This is a genomic window from Anoxybacillus dikiliensis (assembly GCF_050613275.1).
GTDB lineage: Bacteria > Bacillota > Bacilli > Bacillales > Anoxybacillaceae > Anoxybacillus.
Genome location: NZ_CP187112.1, coordinates 306,605 through 324,836 on the forward strand (window position 1 = coordinate 306,605; position 18,232 = coordinate 324,836).

Below are 18,232 nucleotides of genomic sequence, written 5' to 3' on the forward strand. Positions count from 1 at the left end.
AATGAAAATTATAGATAAAGGGGTATTAGTATTTGTTTGTGACGAATATGTGAATGTTTTCACGAAAGAACATCGTTGTGTTGATTATAGAGATGTTTGTATAATTTTTGTTGAAGAGAAAACTTGCACAAGGGTGGGGAAAGTATGCATCCAAGTGTAACGTTTTTAAACTTCGACAACACGTATACGTGGCAACGAAATCTTCTTCGTTTTCCTCATGAATGGATCGATATGTATGACATCGAAGGGACAAATTTATATTGTGATGACGATGCGATGCAGGAAATTGAAAAAAGACTTGCACGTCGCCATACGAGAGGGATGACGTTTATCGGAAGCGGTAACTATCATTATGTTTCATACGTATTGCTTAAACAGTTTCATGAGCCGTTTACACTCGTATTGTTTGATCATCATACAGACATGAATGAACAAACGTTGTTTCCACTTCTTTCGTGTGGCTCATGGGTATCATATGCTCAAAAAAACGTTCCGACATTAAAACACGTTGTCATTATCGGTTCAGCAACTTCACACGTATCTTCACATGTCACGACTTTTCCGAAAAATGATATGATGTATGCGCCAATGACGATTGTGCGCGCCATTCCGACAAAACATGTATACATCAGCATAGATAAAGATGTGCTTCGCCCACAAGAGGCACAAACAAATTGGGATCAAGGGACGATGTCGTTACAGACGCTTGTGACGTATATCGATCATCTTTTTCGATACAAGCATGTGCTCGGTGTTGATGTATGCGGTGAAGACCGAACATTTTGTGTGAAAAATGAACAAGCAAACGAAGCGATTATCCGCACATGTTTCAAACATATGCGGATGTCATCTGCGTCGTAACATTTTGTGAACACAATAAAAAAAGATAGATGTTTTCCACCTTGCGTACTATAATGAATATTGAAAAAGGTTATCATTATTAATTGGGGGATTATGTATGGTTGCGATGACGCAATTACAGGTTGGAGAACGCGCAAAAATTGTTGATTTATCGCGAGTAAGCGATTTAGTAAAAAGAAGATTGCTAGATATGGGGGTCACAGAAGGTGCGGAAATTTGTTTAAAATGTACGATGCCTCTTGGTGGACCATTTATGATTGAAAATTGCGGACAATGCGTCGGCATTCGTCGCAATGAAGCGAAGAACATTCAGGTGAAGCCGCTATGATGCATATTGCACTTGTGGGTAACCCAAATACAGGAAAAACATCGTTGTTTAATCAGTTAACCGGAACGTATGAGTACGTTGGAAACTGGAGCGGTGTGACCGTTGAAAAAAAGGTAGGCGTTTTGCGCAATAAGCAAGCTAAAGTAATCGATTTGCCTGGTGTATATTCGCTCCATCCACTTTCTCGTGATGAGCGAGTCGTGACGCAATTTTTATTGACAGAGCCGTTCGATGAAATATTAAATATCGTCGATGCCTCACAACTAGAACGAAATTTATTGTTGACTGTTCAACTACTAGAATTCGGTAAACCGCTAGCGATTGCTTTAAATATGGTCGATGTAGCAGAAGGAAGAGGAATCTTCATCGATCAAACAAAATTAGCTACAACGTTGCGCGTGCCTGTTGTTCCTGTCGTTGCTCGAACGGGAAAAGGATGCGATCAAGTGGAGCATATGTTGCTTGAAAAAGCAACAGAACAAACAGAGCCCCTTACTCTTTTTTATGGTGGGGCGATGGAACGAGCAATTGAACGTTTCTGTGCCGCATGGGGAACAGAGGAGAAATTCCCTGTCCGTTGGTTAGCTATTCAGTTTTACGAAGGGAATAGCTACGTTCGTGATTACGTAGCAAAAAAATTGCCAGAAGCTACATGGCGCTCATTATATGAACAAGCAGAAAAAGAAGTGCAACAGGCAGAACAAATGTCGCTTGCTCAGCTCATTTATGAACGGCGCCGTTCGTTTGTAAAAGAAATCATCGAACAATGTGTACAGCGCAAAGAAATCGAACGGGTGACGTTGACGGAACGTATTGATGCTGTTGTGACAAATAAATATGTCGGTATTCCCGTTTTTTTATTGGCGATGTATGTTTTATTTCAGCTGACGTTCGACTGGCTTGGAGCACCGGTTTCGGACTTGCTTGATGCATTTTTCGCTGGCCCGTTGACGAATATGGTGACAGCGATGTTGGAAGCAATGGGCGCATCTGAATTTATTCGCGCCCTTATCGTCGATGGCATTATCGCAGGGGTAGGCGGTGTGCTTGTATTCGTGCCACAAATTTTCATTTTGTTTTTCTTTATTTCGTTTTTAGAAGATTCTGGGTATATGGCGCGTGTAGCCCTTGTCATGGATCGATTAATGGAAGCGGTCGGATTAAACGGAAAAGCATTTATTCCGCTTATTATTGGATTTGGTTGTAATGTTCCTGGCGTTATGGCGGCTAGGACGATTGAACAGCCACGTGAACGGCTTGTGACGATGTTGTTAACACCGCTTATGTCTTGTTCGGCACGTTTGCCGGTATATGCTTTATTTGTCGGTGCGTTTTTTGCGACACATCAAGCGCTTGTCGTTCTTTCTTTATATGTTCTAGGTGTTTCACTTGCACTTATACTTGCAAAATTATTTTCATTGACGATTTTAAAAGAAGAAACATCGGTATTTGTTGTTGAGTTACCACCATACCGTATGCCACAATGGCAAGCATTATGGCGCAGTACGTGGGATAAAGGAAAAGGATTTGTGAAAAAAGCAGGGACGTTCATTTTCGGGGGTTCTGTTGCCATTTGGTTATTATCTTATGTCGGTCCACATGGCGTCAATGTAAACATGGACGATAGCTTTTTAGCGATGATTGGAGGCGTGCTCGCACCGTTGCTTGCACCGCTTGGATTTGGTACATGGCAAGCGGGTGCCGCGTTATTAACCGGATTTTTAGCAAAAGAAGTTGTCGTGTCGACGATGAACATTATTTATCACGTGCCGGATGTTGAATCGCTTCAAGGACTCATGACATCGCACTTTACCGCCCTATCTGCATTTAGTTTTATGGCATTTGTTTTATTATATGTTCCATGTTTAGCGACTGTTGCGACGATTTATAAAGAAACACGTTCGCGAAAATGGACGATGTTTTCGATTGGTTATGCGCTCGTTTTAGCATATATCGTTTCATTTGTCATTTACCAAGCCGGAAGCTTATTCGGCTTCTAAAGGAAGGGATATACATGATCGCAAATGTTGTCATCGGATCTGTCATTTTCGGATATGCAGGGTGGACGATTTTCCGCTTTATTCAAAAAAGTAAACGAGGTACATGCGCTGCTTGCTCAGTCAAGGGGGCATGCGGCACAAGTTGTCATGAAAAAAGCTGACTTCGGTCAGCTTTTTTCAATATATGATGCGAAAGGTCGTTTCGTGAGGGACGGTAGGAATGGCGTATTGTTCTACTCTCTCCACACGCGCAAAAGGTGGCCCTTTTTTTATTTCATCTACAAACGCCTCCACTCGTTCTACTTCTCCTTGAACTTCCATTTCGATCATATGATCGGCCTCGCAATTTTTTACCCAACCGGTCAAACCTTGTCTTCTTGCTTCATATTGGGCAAAGTAGCGAAACCCTACACCTTGTACCCGACCGCGCGCAACAACGGAATAACGAACGATCATTTGTTTATCTCCTTCGAAAAAAATTTTCTATAAAAATCATACAACAGCCTACCTTGTATTGCATACGTTGAATACGTAAAAAGATTTATGAGGAGGAACTGTTGTGAATGAAATGGATCGCTACATTCAAAAAGCTGTGATGTATGACTTGTTAGCGCGTTATTATCAATATAAAGATCATGATCAATATGAAAAGTATATGCGAAAACATGTGGAGTATGTAGAAAAAATCGCGAAGTCACGTGAAGAAGAGAGGGTTGATGACGCTGGACGTATTCGCGTATTTCATGCCTCGCCAAATGCTCCTGCGGTTGATGTATATGTTAATGGGCAAAAAATATTACGCAATATGAAATATAAACAACTAAGTCAATATATGAAAGTGCCAAAAGGAGAGCACCGCATCGACGTGTATCCAGCAGGACATACGACGTCTCCAGTTCTTAGTCAAACCATTCAAGTCTTGCCGAAAATGACGTATACGCTTGCGGTCATTGGTGACGTACATCGCTTGCAACTTCTATCTATTCTCGACGAACCATATGCGCCGTATGGAAAAGCGAAAGTGCGTTTTGCTCATTTTTCACCAGATGCTCCAGCAGTAGATATTGCGCTACGTGGTGGTGATGTATTGTTCCAAAATGCTTCATTTGGAAAGGTGACGAATTATATTGAAGCGCCAGTCAACGAAAAATTACATGTTGATGTGAGAGTAGCAGGGACAAATCAAGTCGTTTTATCGATTCCCAATGTGCGCTTCCAACCGAATAAGTCTTATACGGTCGTTGCCGTCGGTTACGTATCCCGCACTCCTTCATTAGAGGTGCTCGTATTAGAGTCATAAACAAAAAGAGCTTTGATCGAAATGATCAAGGCTCTTTTCGCTGTTGGCGTTGTTCGTATAATGTTTCGACATGCTGAGCGACCGATTCATCAAATTGTTGTTCAAGTTGTTTTTTGATTTGTTTCGCAAATGCGGGGCTTGCCCCCCCTGTTGTAATGGCAATTTGTAATTTTCCACGTGAAAAAAAGGCAGGGACATGAACGTTGCCGATAAGATGATTGCTTGCCACATTGACAAGCTGGTTTGGTGATGCATAGGTAGCGATTTGTTCATTCACGTTCGGATCGTTCGTTGCAGCAATAATGAAAAAAGCATCGGCATAGTCGTTCGGTTCAATTGAACGTGCATGCCATGTAATTCGTTTTTGTTCGGCTAAATGAACAATGGCATCGATCGCTTTTGGGCTAATGACGGTAATGCAAGCCCCTTCATCAAGAAGAGGGAGGAGGCGGCGATACGCAATTTGTCCGCCACCGGCAATGACAACTTTTTTTCCTTCCATTCGTATGAAGAGGGGAAACATACGCCTACCCCCATTCTTTCACTTGCTGTTCAACGAGACGGTCTAGTACGTCATACGTCCGAATCGGAGGATATAATGTGAACGATACGTCGCTCGTTTGTTGTGATTGAAGCGTTCCATGAATATAGTCGAGCAGCTGCCCGAAAAATAAAATGTATGGAACAACAGCCACTTGTTTGTGCTTAGCGGCTTTTGCAAGCGAAGTGACAACATCGGAAAAGGAAGGAGAAGCAGCTGCTAAATAACATGGATAGACACGTATGTTTGTTTCTTGTTGCAATAAATGGGCAATTTGTTTAAAATCTGCTTGCGCGTCTATGTCGCTGCTCCCACGGCCAACGAGCACAATCGCATCAGCAGGTTCGATTGTTTTCGATATGGCAGAAACGATATGACGTCGTACACCGAACGGTTTTCCGTATGTGATCGTTACAGAGGGAAACATCTTTTTTGCTTTTTCTAACTCATATGGAATGTCGCGTTTTGCGTGGTTAGCCGACAATAGTAAAAGCGGAATGGCTAAAATGGCAGTTGCTCCATCATGAACGCAACGTTCCACCCCTGTGACAATATTCGGTTCACACAATTCTAAAAAGCATACGTGTTGGATCGGTACAGAAATGGAAGAAGTGAGGCGCTCGACGAAAGCAATCGCCTCTTTTTGTCCTTCTGCTGAGCGACTTCCGTGACAAATATATAAAACGGCTTTCATATGCTACCTCATTCCATGTGCAATTTTTTCCTCTAACATTGTTTCGAACCATTGTAGCTGTTCATGTAGCCGAACAACTTCCCCGACAATAATGATACTTGGATTCGAGATACAGTTTTTTCTTACAGCATCCACGATCGTATGTAACGTCGCTACGATCGTTTTTTGTTCGGGAAGCGTTCCCCACTGGATAACAGCAACAGGAGTTTGTGGATGTCTGCCGTACAACTGTAATTGTTTACAAATGAAAGGGAGATGTTTGACACCCATATAAATGACGAGCGTATCGACTCCTTTCGCTAAATGCTCCCATTGTACCGCATCTGTTGCATCGAGTCGGCGATGACCTGTGACAAATGCAACGCTTCCGCTAAAATCGCGATGTGTTACAGGAATGCCCGCGTATGCTGGGACGGCGATGCCAGATGTCACTCCGGGGATGATTTCAAACGGAATGCGATGTTTGATGAGTGCTTGCGCTTCTTCACCACCACGTCCGAATAGAAAAGGATCGCCGCCTTTTAATCTCGTGACATATTTCCCTTTTTTCGCATGCTTCACTAAAAAATGATTAATCGTCTCTTGTTTCATTGTATGATAATTTGGTAACTTTCCGCAATAAATCAAATCCGCATCACGCTTGGCGTACGACAGTAGTTGTTCGTTAATGAGGCGGTCGTATAAAATGACGTCCGCTTGTTGAATACATTTTAATCCTTTTACTGTAATGAGCTCAGGATCCCCAGGACCAGCGCCGACTAAATATACTTTCCCCATTGTCTCCTCCTAAATCCACTGTTTATTTTTTAGATAGGAAATGATTTGTTGAACGCATTGTTCAATTGAATATTGATCCGTATCGACGACAAGTTCTGGCGAAAGCGGTGGCTCATATGGTGAATCAATGCCGGTAAAGTTGCGAATTTCTCCATTTCGTGCTTTTTTATACAATCCTTTTGGATCGCGTTGCTCACATGTTTTAAGCGGACAATGAACATAAATTTCGATAAATTCATCTTGCTCGAGCTTGCTGCGAACGAGTTGACGATCTTGACGAAAAGGAGAAATAAAGGCAGTCAGCACAATTTGTCCGCTGTCTACGAACAACTTCGCAACTTCGCCAATGCGGCGAATGTTTTCTGTACGATCTTCAGCAGAAAAGCCTAGATCGCTATTTAAACCGTGGCGTACGTTGTCCCCGTCAAGCACATAGCATTGAATGTTTTGTTCAAATAATGTTTTCGCTACCGCATTTGCTAATGTGGACTTCCCAGACCCTGATAATCCTGTAAACCAAAGAACGAAGCTATGATGTTTATTTTTTTTTCGTCGCTCTTCTTTTGTTACACTTTCTTGATGCCAAACGATATTCATGAACGTCCACCTCCGACTGTTTGTAAACCATCCATCAGCACGCGCACAACTTCTGGGCGGCTAAATGTACTTGGCGGCATTTCACCAGCTCTTAACATTTCCCGTACTTTCGTGCCGGAAAGAACGACGTGGGCTGTTGCATCGTGCGGGCATGTTTTTGTCGATGCCATCGCTTCGCATTTTGTGCAATAAAAGCTATGCTCGAAAAAGAGAGGGGTAATGCCTAGCTCTTCATTTGTAAACTGCAAGAAAATTTTTTGAGCATCATACGTGCCATAATAGTTGCCAACTCCCGCATGGTCACGGCCGACGATAAAGTGGGTGCAACCAAAATTTTTACGTACGAGCGCATGAAAAATAGCTTCACGTGGACCTGCATAGCGCATTGCAGCTGTAAACACCCCAAGAAAGACGCGGTCTTTTGGATAATAATGTTCAAGCAACACTTGATAACTTTTTAAGCGAATATCGGCTGGAATGTCGTCATCTTTCGTTTCCCCGACGAGCGGATTTAAATAAAGACCATCCACGATTTCAAGGGCGCACTTTTGAATGTATTCATGCGCGCGATGAATGGGATTGCGCGTTTGAAACCCAACGACCGTTTTCCAGCCGAGCTCTGCGAATCGTTGTTTTGTTTCGCTTGGCGTGAAAAAGAATGGTGAAAAAATTCCTTTATTTGTTTGTTGAACGAGCTTGACTGGTCCACCAATATATACGTCTGGTTTTTCAAACAGCTTTTTTACGCCCGGATGTGCGACATCGTCTGTTTGATAGACGAGTTGTGCTTCCTTTCTTTTATCTGGGCGGTATATATGTTGCACTTCCATTGTTCCGTATACCGTTTTCTCATAAACGAGTTGGATTTCGTCACCGAGCGACAGCTGTTTCGCATCGTGTTCAGTTACCGCAAGCGTAATGGGGATGCTCCATACCGATCCGTTTGTAAGCCGCATCGTTTCGACAACGGAATCATAATCATCCTTTCCTAAAAAGCCTGTAAGTGGTTCGTATCCGCCGATGGCAAGTAATTCGAGATCACTTAATTCCGCTTTACTTAATACGATTTGTTTCATGTTTAATACCCCCTAAACTTATTATTCTTATAAAATAACTAGGTTTAAATGCCGCCACCATGTTCGTGAAACGAGCGGCGTTCCTCTGTGATTGTTTTTTTTAAGCTAATCGTTCCAAGTGTGGCGAAACAAACGCTCACAATCGCAATGGCTGTATAGACGTCGCTATGAAGGAATAATTTAATTAAGCTATATGAAACAGCTAATGCAAAAATAGGGGAGACACCCCACACTTTTAGCACTTGGATGACAATTTGCTTTTGCCAAATGGAAAAGCCGCTTTTCGTTGTCCCGATGCCGATAATGGCTGATGTCGTAATTTGAGTGAGCGGGACGGGAAGACCAAACAAAGAAGATATAATGACAAGCGTTGCCCCGATTCCTGAAATAACGCATCCTTCGAGTTGAGAGAACGTCGTAATTTTTTTTCCGTTCGTTTCTAATACACGGCTGCCAAGTAAAAGCGCTCCAAGGGAAACGAATAATCCGCCAAAGATGATCCCATGTTGCACCGATAACAAGCCTGCTCCAACGAGAGGGCCAACGGCGTTCGCAACGTTGTTCATTCCAGCTGAAAACGCCTCGAAAAATCCGGCAATAATAAGCAAAAAGCCGATCCATTTGTTTTGTTGAAACGTTTTTCTTTTCAACCATCTTCCAATTAAAAAAGCGAGCGAAAAAGCCGCAAGCGGTGTAATGAGCCAAAACAAAACGATCCAAAGCAGTTTGCCGACATATAAACTTTGATAAGCGATTCCTGCCCCGACGACGGCCCCTACTGTTACTTCGCTTGTCGATAGCGGAATGCCAAGCACGTTGGCCGCAAATAATGAAATTGTGGCCGCTGCTAACACAATGACAACAAGCTCTGTTTGTAAAATGGATGGAGGAACGATGCCAGAGCCGATCGTTTTCACAACTTCTCCCCCGCTTAAACTGCCGAGGAAAATGGCGATAGCGCATATGAGTAAAGCGATACGCTTGTTAGGTAACGCACCTGATCCGTAAGCGGCTCCCATCGTTGCTGCCGCCCCGCTTCCTCCAATGTTCATCGCAAAGAAAAAGGCGATAATAAAAGCAGCTATAACCAATGCCTTCCCCCCTTCACGACTCATGTAGGCCGCATTCTGTTTTCCCTAGCCCGGCCCATCGCCCAGAGCGTAAATCTTCCTCCGTATAAGCAGGTGCTGTGCATGGCGCGCAACCGATGCTCGGATACCCGCGATCATGAAGCGGATTGTAGGCAAGATTGTGCCGATGAACGTAGCGCCATACATCTTTCCACGTCCAATGAATGAGCGGGCAAACTTTAATGCTTTTGAACTTTTTGTCGAGATTTATAAATTGGACGTGTTGCCGGGTAGGTGATTGTTCCCGCCTTAGTCCAGAAATCCATGCTTTTTTCCCTGCTATCGCTTGACGTAGTGGAATAATTTTTCTTAGCTCACAGCATTTGTTCGGATCTTTTTTCCAAAGCTCAGCCCCGAATTGTTGTTCTTGCTCCGCAAGCGATAAAGATGGGGACTGCAAATGAATGCGCAAGCGAGGATACGCTTGTTTCACACGTTCGATCGTTTCATACGTTTCAACAAAATGTACATGCGTATCGAGAAACACAATGTGAGCATCATCCTTCACTTGAGAAATAAGGTCAATTAAAACGATGCCCTCGATACCGAAGCTACATGCATATAAAAGGTCATCACCGTAATGGTCGTATGCCCATGTAAGCACATGTATAGCTCCTTTGTCTTCATTATCTATTGGAAAAGTAGGTTTTTGGACACTATCCCACGTTTCATACGTAATCATGCTTCATCTCCCTTTCTTATCCGTTGCCCTTTCTGTTTAATTGTTTTAAATTTTAACATAATTCAAACGAATGTCAATCCTAGTTTTTCTATCGGAATTTATTTTAAAAAAACGTCATGGCAAACGAAAAAAAACATGATTATACTGTTTGTATGGGAGATGTCGAAAGGAGTGGAGTATGTTTGCGGCTCATTTTATTAGAAGACTACGATGAGCGGACGATGGAATTGGCACGTCCGATTTATGATCGCCATCGTCGAGTGCTTTTAGCAGCAGGGAGAAAAATTCATCCAAAATACTTGGAGCGGCTGAAAGAAATGGATATTCGCTATGTGTTCGTTGAGGATGCGGTGTCCGAGGGTATTACTTTGGAAGAGCTGCTCGATATGCCATCGTGGATTGACGCAATTGACGTTGTCCAACAAGCATTTGACGCGGTGCGAAAGCGCGAAGAATTACCGATTCGCTCGTTGTTTAAACTAGCAGTAAAGCTCGTCGATGAAGTGAAAAAAAGAAAAGTGTTAGCGGTTATTCCTTCAACATCCATCGCTATGGAGGTACAGCCGTATGCCCATGCGGTGAACGTTGCGTTATTGTCGTTGCAGCTAGGAAAAAAGATGAATTGTAACGATTTGCAGCTGCGCGATTTAGCGCTTGGCGCGTTGCTTCATGACATCGGGAAAGCGCTAGAGGGAGAAGAACATCATACAGTCAAAGGATTTGAATATTTACGGAAGGAACGTGAATTGAGTTTGTTATGTGCACATGTAGCGTATCAACATCACGAACATGTGAATGGTTCGGGTAAGCCGCGCGGGTTAACAGAAACAACCATTCATTTGTACGCTCAAATTTGTGCCATCGCCGATGAATATGAAAACTTAATTTCAGTTGAATTTGTGCCCCCGCACGAAGCTTTGGAAATTATTATGGCACGAAGCGGCATTCGTTATAGCCAGCAGCTTGTACGGCTATTCGTTGAGACGATTCCTGCATATTTGCCGGGGACGATGGTGAAAATGAGCGACGGAAGAAACGCCATCGTCACAAAAATTATTGAGCATATGCAACGTCCATACGTACGTTATATCGATACACATGAAGAAATTGCCCTTTCCGATCATCCGTCGCTATTGATCGTCGGGCAGGCGTTATAGCTTTTTCCGTAAGCTTCCAAGCTCTTCAACGATCGCTTGCATTTCGCTTGGGCTAAACGATTGCTTTTTCATGACCATATCGTATATATCTTTTAATTCATCGTATAGTTGTTCGTCAAAATGGTGCGGTTTAATCGCATCGAAATTTAATACTTTTAGTTTTTCTTTTATTTGTTCAATCATTTGTTCAACTGATAAACGCACAATCGTCATCCTTTCATGTATGATTTTGTTCATTGTATCATTGTTTGATATGTGAGGTGAAATGAAATGATTCGTGTATTATTCGTTTGTTTAGGAAACATTTGTCGTTCTCCGATGGCGGAAGCTCTGTTTCGCCATCTTGTCAAACAAGAAGGGCTTGAACATGTCATCTCCGTCGATTCGGCAGGAACAGGTAATTGGCATGTCGGTAAGCCACCCCATCACGGGACACAGCGCATTTTAACAGAAAAGCAAATTGATTTCACAGGGTTGAAAGCCCGCCAAATTACAAAAGAAGATTTCCATACATTTGATTATATTATTGGAATGGATAGCGATAATATTGCTCATCTTCGCCGCCTTGTCGGCGACCATTGTCGTGCTGTGATTGCTCGATTTATGGATTTTGTGCCAAATCGTCGCGTAGATGATGTGCCAGACCCGTACTTTACAGGAAATTTTGAAGAAGTGTACGAATTAGTAGAAGAAGGGTGTAAACATATATTAGAACGCATAAAACGGGATCACTCGCTGTAAGAGGGGGAGAAGCGATGGGAAAGGAGAAATGGATTGTACTCGCTGGCGTTGCTTTGTTGTTTGGGAACAAAAAGGCAAGACAAGCGATCAAAAACACATGTGTGGAGTGGATCGCTCATGTAAAAGAAGTAAAGGAGACTGTTCATGAAACGCGACAACATGTCGACGAAATAGTGAATGATTTGCAGTTTATTTTGAATAAACTAAGTGAAGTAAAAGAAACAACGCCACAAGTGATGGAGTGGATAGAGGAGCTGATTCGTAAACGTTCCTCGTAGAAGCGAGGTGAGGTGGGAGATGATTGTTAGCTTTTCAGTTGTTCGTGAGCTGATGAAACGGTTTGAAGAAGATGAAATTTTTGATTTATCCGCTGAGTTAGCATATTTCTTTTTGCTGTCGCTATTTCCATTTTTACTGTTTTTGTTAACGTTTTTATCATATTTGCCTATTCCGCATGAAGATGTGATCGCTTTTTTCAGTCAATATGCGCCAAGCGAAACGGTGCATTTAATTGAGACAAACATTAAACAACTTATGGAATCGCAAAGTGGAAAGTGGCTATCTTTTAGCGTGCTTGCCACGGTGTGGGCTGCGTCGAACGGCATGTCGGCCATTATCCGGGCATTAAACCGAGCATACGATGTGAAAGAAACGCGTTCCTTTCTTGTTGCACGTGGTATTTCCATCTTACTTACATTTGCCATGATTTTCGTCATTATTGTTGCGCTTGTGTTCCCTGTATTCGGAAAGATGATTGGCACGTTTCTTTTTTCAGCGTTTGGGCTTTCGGACGTTTTTTTACGCATATGGGAAGCGATCCGTTGGTTCGTTAGTTTTATCATTTTATTTTTTGTGTTTTCTGTGTTGTACGTTTTTGCGCCGAGCAAATATGTTCGTTTTCGTGACGTATGGAGTGGTGCGCTGTTGGCCACAGTCGGTTGGATGGTTGTCTCTCTTGCTTTTTCGTATTATGTAAATCAGTTCGGTAACTATTCGGCGATGTACGGCAGTCTAGGTGGCATTATTGCGTTAATGGTTTGGTTTTATTTGTCCGGTATGATGATTGTATTAGGTGGAGAGTTAAACGCTATTTTTTGTTGTAAAAAAGAAGGGAAAATGCGTATACGGTAGTCATTCCCTCTCATAAAAAGGGCGTTTGTAAACCATATTAAAAGCGAAAGTGGTGATGAAGGGGGACTGACGATGACGAAAAAGACGAAAAAAGACGGCGGGACAAAACAAAAAGGAAAAAGCCGCCCGAAACATAAAACGAGCAGTAGCGCAAACGGACAAAACGGATATCATTAAAAAAAGAGGGATGTGTTTGCACATCCCTTTTATTCTGCAATCTCTTCGTGATGATAATATGTTTGGTTGTAAATATGTTCGATTTCTGCATCTGTCATATAAACAAGCTGCTCTTGGTTAAAGCCCCGCAATTTTGTAATAAACTCAATCATATTTTTTCTTTCTTCTCTACTCATCATGATCGCTCCCCCCCTCTGTTTTAAAACAGTTTATTTTGTTTAATTGTATTATATAACAGAGGTTTAAAAAGCGTCAATGTTTTTTTCGTGTTTTTTAGAAAAATATTTTGAAAATTTTATGAACGGGCGCTGGGCGAGTAGTAAAAGAAGTAAAAGAGAACTCATGCTGAAGAAAAATAATTCCTCTTGCTGTTGTAATACAGCGCCACCAATAGCAGGACCGCATATGCTCCCGACACTATATAACATACCGCATAAAATGTTGCCGACAGGAAGAAGCGACGTTGGCAGCAAGTCCGCCATATATGCCATGCCAAGTGAAAAAAGCGAACCGACAAACATACCGGCAACGAAAAACGTCATTGTTAGTTGCACAGGAGAAGAAAACCATGTAGCGATAGCAAAACAAAGGGCCCCTACAGCTAATGAAATAATAATCATCGTTTTTCGAGAAAAGCGATCGCTTAACGTTCCTAGGGGAAGTTGAAAAGCGATGCCGCCAAGGGCAAACGCAGGAAGCATCATCGCAACTGTCTCAACGGTTAACTCGTTTCTTAGCGCATAAATCGGAAATATGCTATGAAGCGACGCCTCTAAAAAGCCGTAGCCGAACGGCAACAACAAAGCTGGCCATGCTTGCTTCCAAGCTTGAAAAAAGCGTGTCGCTCCAACTTTTTCTGCTTCTTCCGTTTGCGGATACGTATGTGGCAAGAAAAATAACAATATCCAGCCACATAAGCTGAGCAAAGATGAAACGATAAACGGCAACGCTTCGTGTATGTGAACGAGCGGAACGAGAAGCGGTCCGATCATAAAGCCGACGCCAAACGATAAACCGTATAGCGAAATGTTGCGACCGCGCCGATGAGTAGGAGAAGCGTATGTAATCCATGTTTGCGAACCGAAATGAAGGATATGATCGCCAATTCCAATGAACAATCGAAGCATAAACCAAAACAAAAGCGATGATGAAACCGAAAAAATCGCCAAAGAAACGATGACGATCGCTCCACCGAACATCATTAAACGCTTAAAGCCGTAGCGGCGAAGCGGACGCTCTAAAAACGGTGACACGACAAGAACGCCGATGTACATCGCTGTCGCATGTATACCGCTAAGCGATGAATGCACCCCACTTTGCTCAAAAATGATAGAGATGAGCGGCAACAATAGCCCTTGAGAGAGACCTGAAATCATGACAATGCTAACTAAAATGAAAAAATGACGTTGTTGCATAATGACCTCCTGTAATACGTTCACTATGTTCGATATTAAAGCGTTTCACGAGAAGAAGCAACGAAAAAGACGGATGAAAATGGGAGTGGATTTGTGTAAAATATGGTTGATATCCCATAAATGAAAAGGAGACGATTTGATTGATGGAACGCATCTTTTTTTTATTAACGGTCATCGGTGTTCCACTTTCTGTTGCAGGAAGCTTACTTCATTGGCCTGCAACCCCGATGTTTGTCGTTTATTGTGTCACAATTATTGCGCTCGCTAGCTATATGGGACGAGCGACAGAAAGTTTGGCAATCGTGGCAGGTCCTCGTATCGGTGGACTTTTGAATGCGACATTTGGCAATGCCGTAGAATTGATTATATCCATTTTTGCGTTGAAAGCTGGCTTAGTGAGTGTTGTGTTGGCATCGTTAACGGGTTCCGTGCTTGGCAACTTATTGCTTGTAGCAGGTTTATCGTTTTTTGTTGGTGGTTTGAAATATAAACGGCAATCATTTAACGTATATGATGCGCGTCATAATTCAGGTTTACTAACATTTGCTATTTTAGTTGCTTTTGTCATTCCAGAAGTATTTTCGATGACGATGAATGAACAAAAAACGTTATCGTTAAGTATCGGTATTTCGATAATTATGATCGCTCTTTATTTAGCTGCGTTATATTTTAAACTCGTTACTCATCGCGGTGTATATCAACATAAAGAAGATGTGGAAGAACATGAGGAACCAGAATGGTCAAAAGGAAAAGCGATGCTCATTTTAGCCATTGCCACCGTCGCGGTTGCTTACGTATCCGAAAGTTTAGTTCATACGTTTGAAGTCGTCGCTCATTCATTTGGATGGAGTGAACTATTCATCGGGGTCATTATTGTTGCCATTGTCGGAAACGCTGCAGAGCATGCTTCCGCCATCATTATGGCATATAAAAATAAAATGAACGTTGCTGTTGAAATTGCGATCGGTTCGACGCTGCAAATTGCGATGTTTGTTGCACCTGTATTAGTGCTTGTGTCGCTTGCATTCCCGACGAAAATGGCTCTCGTCTTTACGCTTCCAGAGCTTGTGGCGATGGTGACAGCTGTCTTATTAACGATCGTTCTTTCCAACGATGGAGATACGAACTGGTTTGAAGGGGCTACACTTCTTGCAGCTTATATGATTATGGGAATTGGATTTTATTTATTGTAATCCGTCAGTTATCGCTGGCGGATTTTTTTTATGGAGAGGATAAATTGTCGACTTTTGAAAAAAATAACGATGAACGATGTAAAAAGAAAGGAGTTTACGCATGAGAAGATGGTTTGCATTAAGCATCATATTCATTTTCTTCTGTATTCCAACGGTTAGCGAAGCAACTGTCAAGCTCCCGCCATCGGTTATTGACATTTCAAAAGAAAATACGTATCCGAATCCAACGCAAAATTTGCCGTATTTGCAACCGAGTGAGTTAGCGAAACAACTGCTTCAGTCGGCGAATGTGAAAATTGAAAATCCGGAATTAATTCGTCTTTTAAACGAATCGTCGATTTCAAGCACGCCATTTGCGATCGGTTATGAAGCGACGATTTATTTAGGGCAATGGCCGTTAAATTATGAATCAACAGAAACATCAACGAACTGGGAGTATCAAAAAGTAAATACAAACTTTATTGACAATCGGGGTGGGAAAACAGCGGTACGATTAACATATAGACAAGAAATGCAAAAACAAGTGCGCGGAGGTCTAACGGCAAGCATACCGAACGAAGAAGATGTGAAAAAAATGATGCTTTTAACAGCGATGAAAAAAACGAATTTGCCACTCTCTTTCAGCACATGGATCGGCATTGGGACGAAAAAGGAACAAGCATATAACGTTCCGCCGAAAAAGTTAGGCTATTTATATGCTTACGCCCCGGCGGTCAATGAAAAAGGAAAAGTGACGTATGGCGAAGTATATATCGTCTTAAAAGGAAAGAAAAAAAGCATTGTCGTGAAAAACGTTACATCACAAGGGATTGGTGCTTGGATTCCTGTACAAGATCGTCTATCATTTGCCTTTGTCGCAAGCGACGTGCCGAGATGATGCAAAAAAGCTTGTCGAGCGCCCCGACAAGCTTTTTCATTATTACCGCTCAATGTTTGCTTTTCTTTTCGTAAAATCGACATTCGGATAGTAGCGATTTTTCACGAGCACGTTCGGCCCTAAACATTTCACCGCAGGGCAATGGCAGTTTAACGATTTGGCTAAGTCAGATGCCATCCATTTGCCATAAGCAGAAAGAAGCGAGTCGGTTTGAATGTTGCCAAGCATCGGCTCATCACCAAAATCGGTAACAATAATGTCGCCTGTAAAAATGTTTACATTTAAACGTGAACGTCCATCAGGGTCATTGCGCACCGTTACATTTTTACTTTCGTATAAACGCTTTAGCAACGCTAAATCTTCTTCATTGTCGCTGCACGGATAAAACGGCAACGTACCGAACAACATCCACACGTTTTCATCTCGTATATCGAGCAAATGATGAATCGTTTCGCGCAGTTCATCGAGCGTTAACGTTTCCAAGTTGCTCGCAAAGTCGCTCGGATACATCGGATGCACTTCATGTCGTTTACAGCCCATGTCGTTTACAATTTGGCGATGAATCGTTTCTATATGTGGACGTGTTCGTTTATTTAACATCGTCTCTGCGGACACGATGACTCCCGTACGAGAAATCGCCCGCGCATTTTCAATCATGCGCATAAAATAACGCTCACGCTGTGCGACGGTCGGCTTTTTCTCCATCATCGCAAAGCCGCCTTCAACGAAATCATCGATCGTACCCCAATTATGCGAAATGTGCAAAACGTCTAAGTAAGGAATAATTTTTTCATATCGTTCTAAGTCGAGCGTTAAATTTGAGTTAATTTGTGTGCGCACCCCGCGTTCGTGTGCATATTTTAACAACGGCACGACGTATTGCTCGACAGACTTGAGCGAAAGCATCGGCTCGCCGCCTGTAATGCTTAACGAGCGCAAATGTGGAATTTCATCGAGGCGGCGAAGAAGAAGATCGAGTGGTAGCGCCTCAGGGTCTTTCGTGCGCAATGTATAACCAACAGCGCAATGTTCACAGCGCATATTGCAAAGGGTCGTTGTTGTAAACTCAATATTCGTTAACTGCATGCTTCCATACTGTTCGACGTCCATATATGCTTCCCACGGATCAAACGTAGGAGTAATCGCTTGACGCAATAATGTTCCCATAACGAATCTCCTTTATTTTAAAAAGTAGGACTAACGATAATTATGCAAATGAAATGGAACGATTGTCAACGATGTTGCGATCGTGTACGATAAAGAAAAAGCGAGGTGACGATGTTGGGCAACGCAGTATCAGATCAAAATCTACAACTATCCTATTTAAAAACGCGCTTAAATATGTTTCTCGAAGTGCTTGAAGCCATCGATCCAGAAACGACGGAGTTAGAAGATATTGACCGTCTTATTCAAATGATTGATGATTTAGAAATGAAATACGAGCGGTTTAAAAAAGATTGGGAAAAAAGTCGCTAAGCGGCTTTTTTTTGCGTTTAAAAAAGATGTATAATACAAGTGGAGAATTCGAAAAATTGTTACATATTGAACAAAGGGG

Annotated in this window: 24 protein-coding genes; 12 read left to right on the top strand and 12 right to left on the bottom strand. The window is 42.4% G+C overall.

The window, feature by feature from the left end; all coding sequences use genetic code 11:
* The first annotated feature begins 144 nt into the window (after nt 1-144).
* The 4 genes from ACPF7I_RS01710 to ACPF7I_RS01725 all read left to right on the top strand — a co-directional run bounded on the left by ACPF7I_RS01710 (nt 145) and on the right by ACPF7I_RS01725 (nt 3,350).
* Entirely contained in the window at nt 145-861 is a 717-nt protein-coding gene (locus ACPF7I_RS01710; protein ID WP_430745195.1) for an arginase family protein, read from the top strand.
* 97 nt (nt 862-958) lie between these two features.
* Nucleotides 959-1,189, top strand: a complete 231-nt coding sequence (locus ACPF7I_RS01715; RefSeq protein ID WP_430745193.1) for a FeoA family protein — start codon at nt 959-961, stop codon at nt 1,187-1,189.
* Nucleotides 1,186-3,189, top strand: a complete 2,004-nt coding sequence (gene feoB / locus ACPF7I_RS01720; protein ID WP_430745192.1) for a ferrous iron transport protein B — start codon at nt 1,186-1,188, stop codon at nt 3,187-3,189. Before ACPF7I_RS01715 ends, feoB begins: the two co-directional genes overlap by 4 nt.
* A gap of 14 nt (nt 3,190-3,203) precedes the next feature.
* Nucleotides 3,204-3,350 (top strand): FeoB-associated Cys-rich membrane protein, encoded by a 147-nt coding sequence (locus ACPF7I_RS01725; protein ID WP_035062905.1) that lies wholly within the window; start codon nt 3,204-3,206, stop codon nt 3,348-3,350.
* Between the two features lie 16 nt (nt 3,351-3,366).
* Here ACPF7I_RS01725 and ACPF7I_RS01730 read toward each other — a convergent pair whose 3' ends face one another.
* Complete coding sequence (locus ACPF7I_RS01730) at nt 3,367-3,645, bottom strand: acylphosphatase (protein WP_430745191.1); 279 nt, start codon at nt 3,643-3,645, stop codon at nt 3,367-3,369.
* Nucleotides 3,646-3,757: 112 nt separating this feature from the next.
* Here ACPF7I_RS01730 and ACPF7I_RS01735 point away from each other — a divergent pair, with 112 nt between their 5' ends.
* A complete protein-coding gene (locus tag ACPF7I_RS01735; protein ID WP_430746005.1) occupies nt 3,758-4,489 on the top strand; it encodes a DUF4397 domain-containing protein in 732 nt (243 codons plus the stop codon).
* Nucleotides 4,490-4,514: 25 nt separating this feature from the next.
* Here the strand turns inward: ACPF7I_RS01735 and ACPF7I_RS01740 are convergent, their stop codons facing one another.
* Genes ACPF7I_RS01740 through ACPF7I_RS01770 form a run of 7 tightly spaced genes read right to left on the bottom strand, consistent with a single transcriptional unit; the run spans nt 4,515 to nt 9,986 of the window.
* Nucleotides 4,515-5,012 carry an NAD(P)-dependent oxidoreductase gene (locus tag ACPF7I_RS01740; RefSeq protein WP_430745190.1) on the bottom strand — a complete coding sequence of 166 codons (498 nt, stop codon included), beginning with the start codon at nt 5,010-5,012 and terminating at the stop codon, nt 4,515-4,517.
* 4 nt (nt 5,013-5,016) lie between these two features.
* Entirely contained in the window at nt 5,017-5,724 is a 708-nt protein-coding gene (locus ACPF7I_RS01745) for a sirohydrochlorin chelatase (RefSeq protein ID WP_430745188.1), read from the bottom strand.
* Nucleotides 5,725-5,727: 3 nt separating this feature from the next.
* Nucleotides 5,728-6,501: a uroporphyrinogen-III C-methyltransferase gene (cobA, locus tag ACPF7I_RS01750; RefSeq protein WP_430745187.1), complete on the bottom strand. Its 774-nt coding sequence runs from the start codon at nt 6,499-6,501 to the stop codon at nt 5,728-5,730.
* Nucleotides 6,502-6,510: 9 nt separating this feature from the next.
* Entirely contained in the window at nt 6,511-7,098 is a 588-nt protein-coding gene (gene cysC, locus ACPF7I_RS01755) for an adenylyl-sulfate kinase (RefSeq protein ID WP_430745186.1), read from the bottom strand.
* Nucleotides 7,095-8,174, bottom strand: a complete 1,080-nt coding sequence (sat, locus tag ACPF7I_RS01760) for a sulfate adenylyltransferase (protein ID WP_430745184.1) — start codon at nt 8,172-8,174, stop codon at nt 7,095-7,097. Before sat ends, cysC begins: the two co-directional genes overlap by 4 nt.
* A 44-nt stretch (nt 8,175-8,218) precedes the next feature.
* The gene (locus ACPF7I_RS01765; protein ID WP_430745183.1) at nt 8,219-9,265 is read right to left on the bottom strand and encodes an inorganic phosphate transporter; all 1,047 of its coding nucleotides are present in this window, start codon (nt 9,263-9,265) and stop codon (nt 8,219-8,221) included.
* A gap of 13 nt (nt 9,266-9,278) precedes the next feature.
* Nucleotides 9,279-9,986, bottom strand: a complete 708-nt coding sequence (locus ACPF7I_RS01770) for a phosphoadenylyl-sulfate reductase (RefSeq protein ID WP_430745181.1) — start codon at nt 9,984-9,986, stop codon at nt 9,279-9,281.
* A gap of 182 nt (nt 9,987-10,168) precedes the next feature.
* Here ACPF7I_RS01770 and ACPF7I_RS01775 point away from each other — a divergent pair, with 182 nt between their 5' ends.
* Nucleotides 10,169-11,143, top strand: coding sequence for an HD-GYP domain-containing protein (locus ACPF7I_RS01775; protein WP_430745180.1), 975 nt, complete (start codon nt 10,169-10,171; stop codon nt 11,141-11,143).
* Here the strand turns inward: ACPF7I_RS01775 and ACPF7I_RS01780 are convergent.
* Nucleotides 11,138-11,356, bottom strand: coding sequence for a DUF1128 domain-containing protein (locus ACPF7I_RS01780; RefSeq protein WP_035045394.1), 219 nt, complete (start codon nt 11,354-11,356; stop codon nt 11,138-11,140). The genes ACPF7I_RS01775 and ACPF7I_RS01780 overlap by 6 nt on opposite strands.
* 57 nt (nt 11,357-11,413) lie before the next feature.
* Between ACPF7I_RS01780 and ACPF7I_RS01785 the strand changes: the two genes are divergently transcribed.
* The 3 genes from ACPF7I_RS01785 to ACPF7I_RS01795 are packed head-to-tail and all read left to right on the top strand — an operon-like array spanning nt 11,414 to nt 13,015.
* Nucleotides 11,414-11,884, top strand: coding sequence for a low molecular weight protein-tyrosine-phosphatase (locus ACPF7I_RS01785; RefSeq protein ID WP_430745178.1), 471 nt, complete (start codon nt 11,414-11,416; stop codon nt 11,882-11,884).
* 14 nt (nt 11,885-11,898) lie between these two features.
* Nucleotides 11,899-12,162: a glycine/betaine ABC transporter substrate-binding protein gene (locus tag ACPF7I_RS01790; protein WP_430745176.1), complete on the top strand. Its 264-nt coding sequence runs from the start codon at nt 11,899-11,901 to the stop codon at nt 12,160-12,162.
* Between the two features lie 19 nt (nt 12,163-12,181).
* Nucleotides 12,182-13,015, top strand: a complete 834-nt coding sequence (locus tag ACPF7I_RS01795; RefSeq protein ID WP_430745175.1) for a YihY/virulence factor BrkB family protein — start codon at nt 12,182-12,184, stop codon at nt 13,013-13,015.
* 206 nt (nt 13,016-13,221) lie between these two features.
* On the opposite strand, the gene ACPF7I_RS01800 is transcribed toward ACPF7I_RS01795, so the two are convergent.
* Together ACPF7I_RS01800 and ACPF7I_RS01805 are read right to left on the bottom strand one after the other, a co-directional pair.
* A complete protein-coding gene (locus ACPF7I_RS01800) occupies nt 13,222-13,371 on the bottom strand; it encodes a BH0509 family protein (protein ID WP_009360828.1) in 150 nt (49 codons plus the stop codon).
* A 63-nt stretch (nt 13,372-13,434) separates the two neighbouring features.
* Nucleotides 13,435-14,607: an MFS transporter gene (locus ACPF7I_RS01805; protein WP_430745173.1), complete on the bottom strand. Its 1,173-nt coding sequence runs from the start codon at nt 14,605-14,607 to the stop codon at nt 13,435-13,437.
* Between the two features lie 143 nt (nt 14,608-14,750).
* On the opposite strand from ACPF7I_RS01805, the gene cax reads away from it, so the two are divergent.
* Together cax and ACPF7I_RS01815 are read left to right on the top strand one after the other, a co-directional pair.
* A complete protein-coding gene (gene cax, locus ACPF7I_RS01810) occupies nt 14,751-15,800 on the top strand; it encodes a calcium/proton exchanger (RefSeq protein ID WP_430746004.1) in 1,050 nt (349 codons plus the stop codon).
* Nucleotides 15,801-15,900: 100 nt separating this feature from the next.
* Nucleotides 15,901-16,677, top strand: a complete 777-nt coding sequence (locus ACPF7I_RS01815; protein ID WP_430745172.1) for a YfkD family protein — start codon at nt 15,901-15,903, stop codon at nt 16,675-16,677.
* Between the two features lie 42 nt (nt 16,678-16,719).
* Here the strand turns inward: ACPF7I_RS01815 and yfkAB are convergent, their stop codons facing one another.
* Nucleotides 16,720-17,844, bottom strand: coding sequence for a radical SAM/CxCxxxxC motif protein YfkAB (yfkAB, locus tag ACPF7I_RS01820; protein WP_430745170.1), 1,125 nt, complete (start codon nt 17,842-17,844; stop codon nt 16,720-16,722).
* Between the two features lie 114 nt (nt 17,845-17,958).
* Between yfkAB and ACPF7I_RS01825 the strand changes: the two genes are divergently transcribed.
* On the top strand, nt 17,959-18,153 hold the full coding sequence (locus ACPF7I_RS01825) for an SE1561 family protein (protein WP_004888868.1): 195 nt from the start codon (nt 17,959-17,961) through the stop codon (nt 18,151-18,153).
* Nucleotides 18,154-18,232 lie beyond the last annotated feature (79 nt).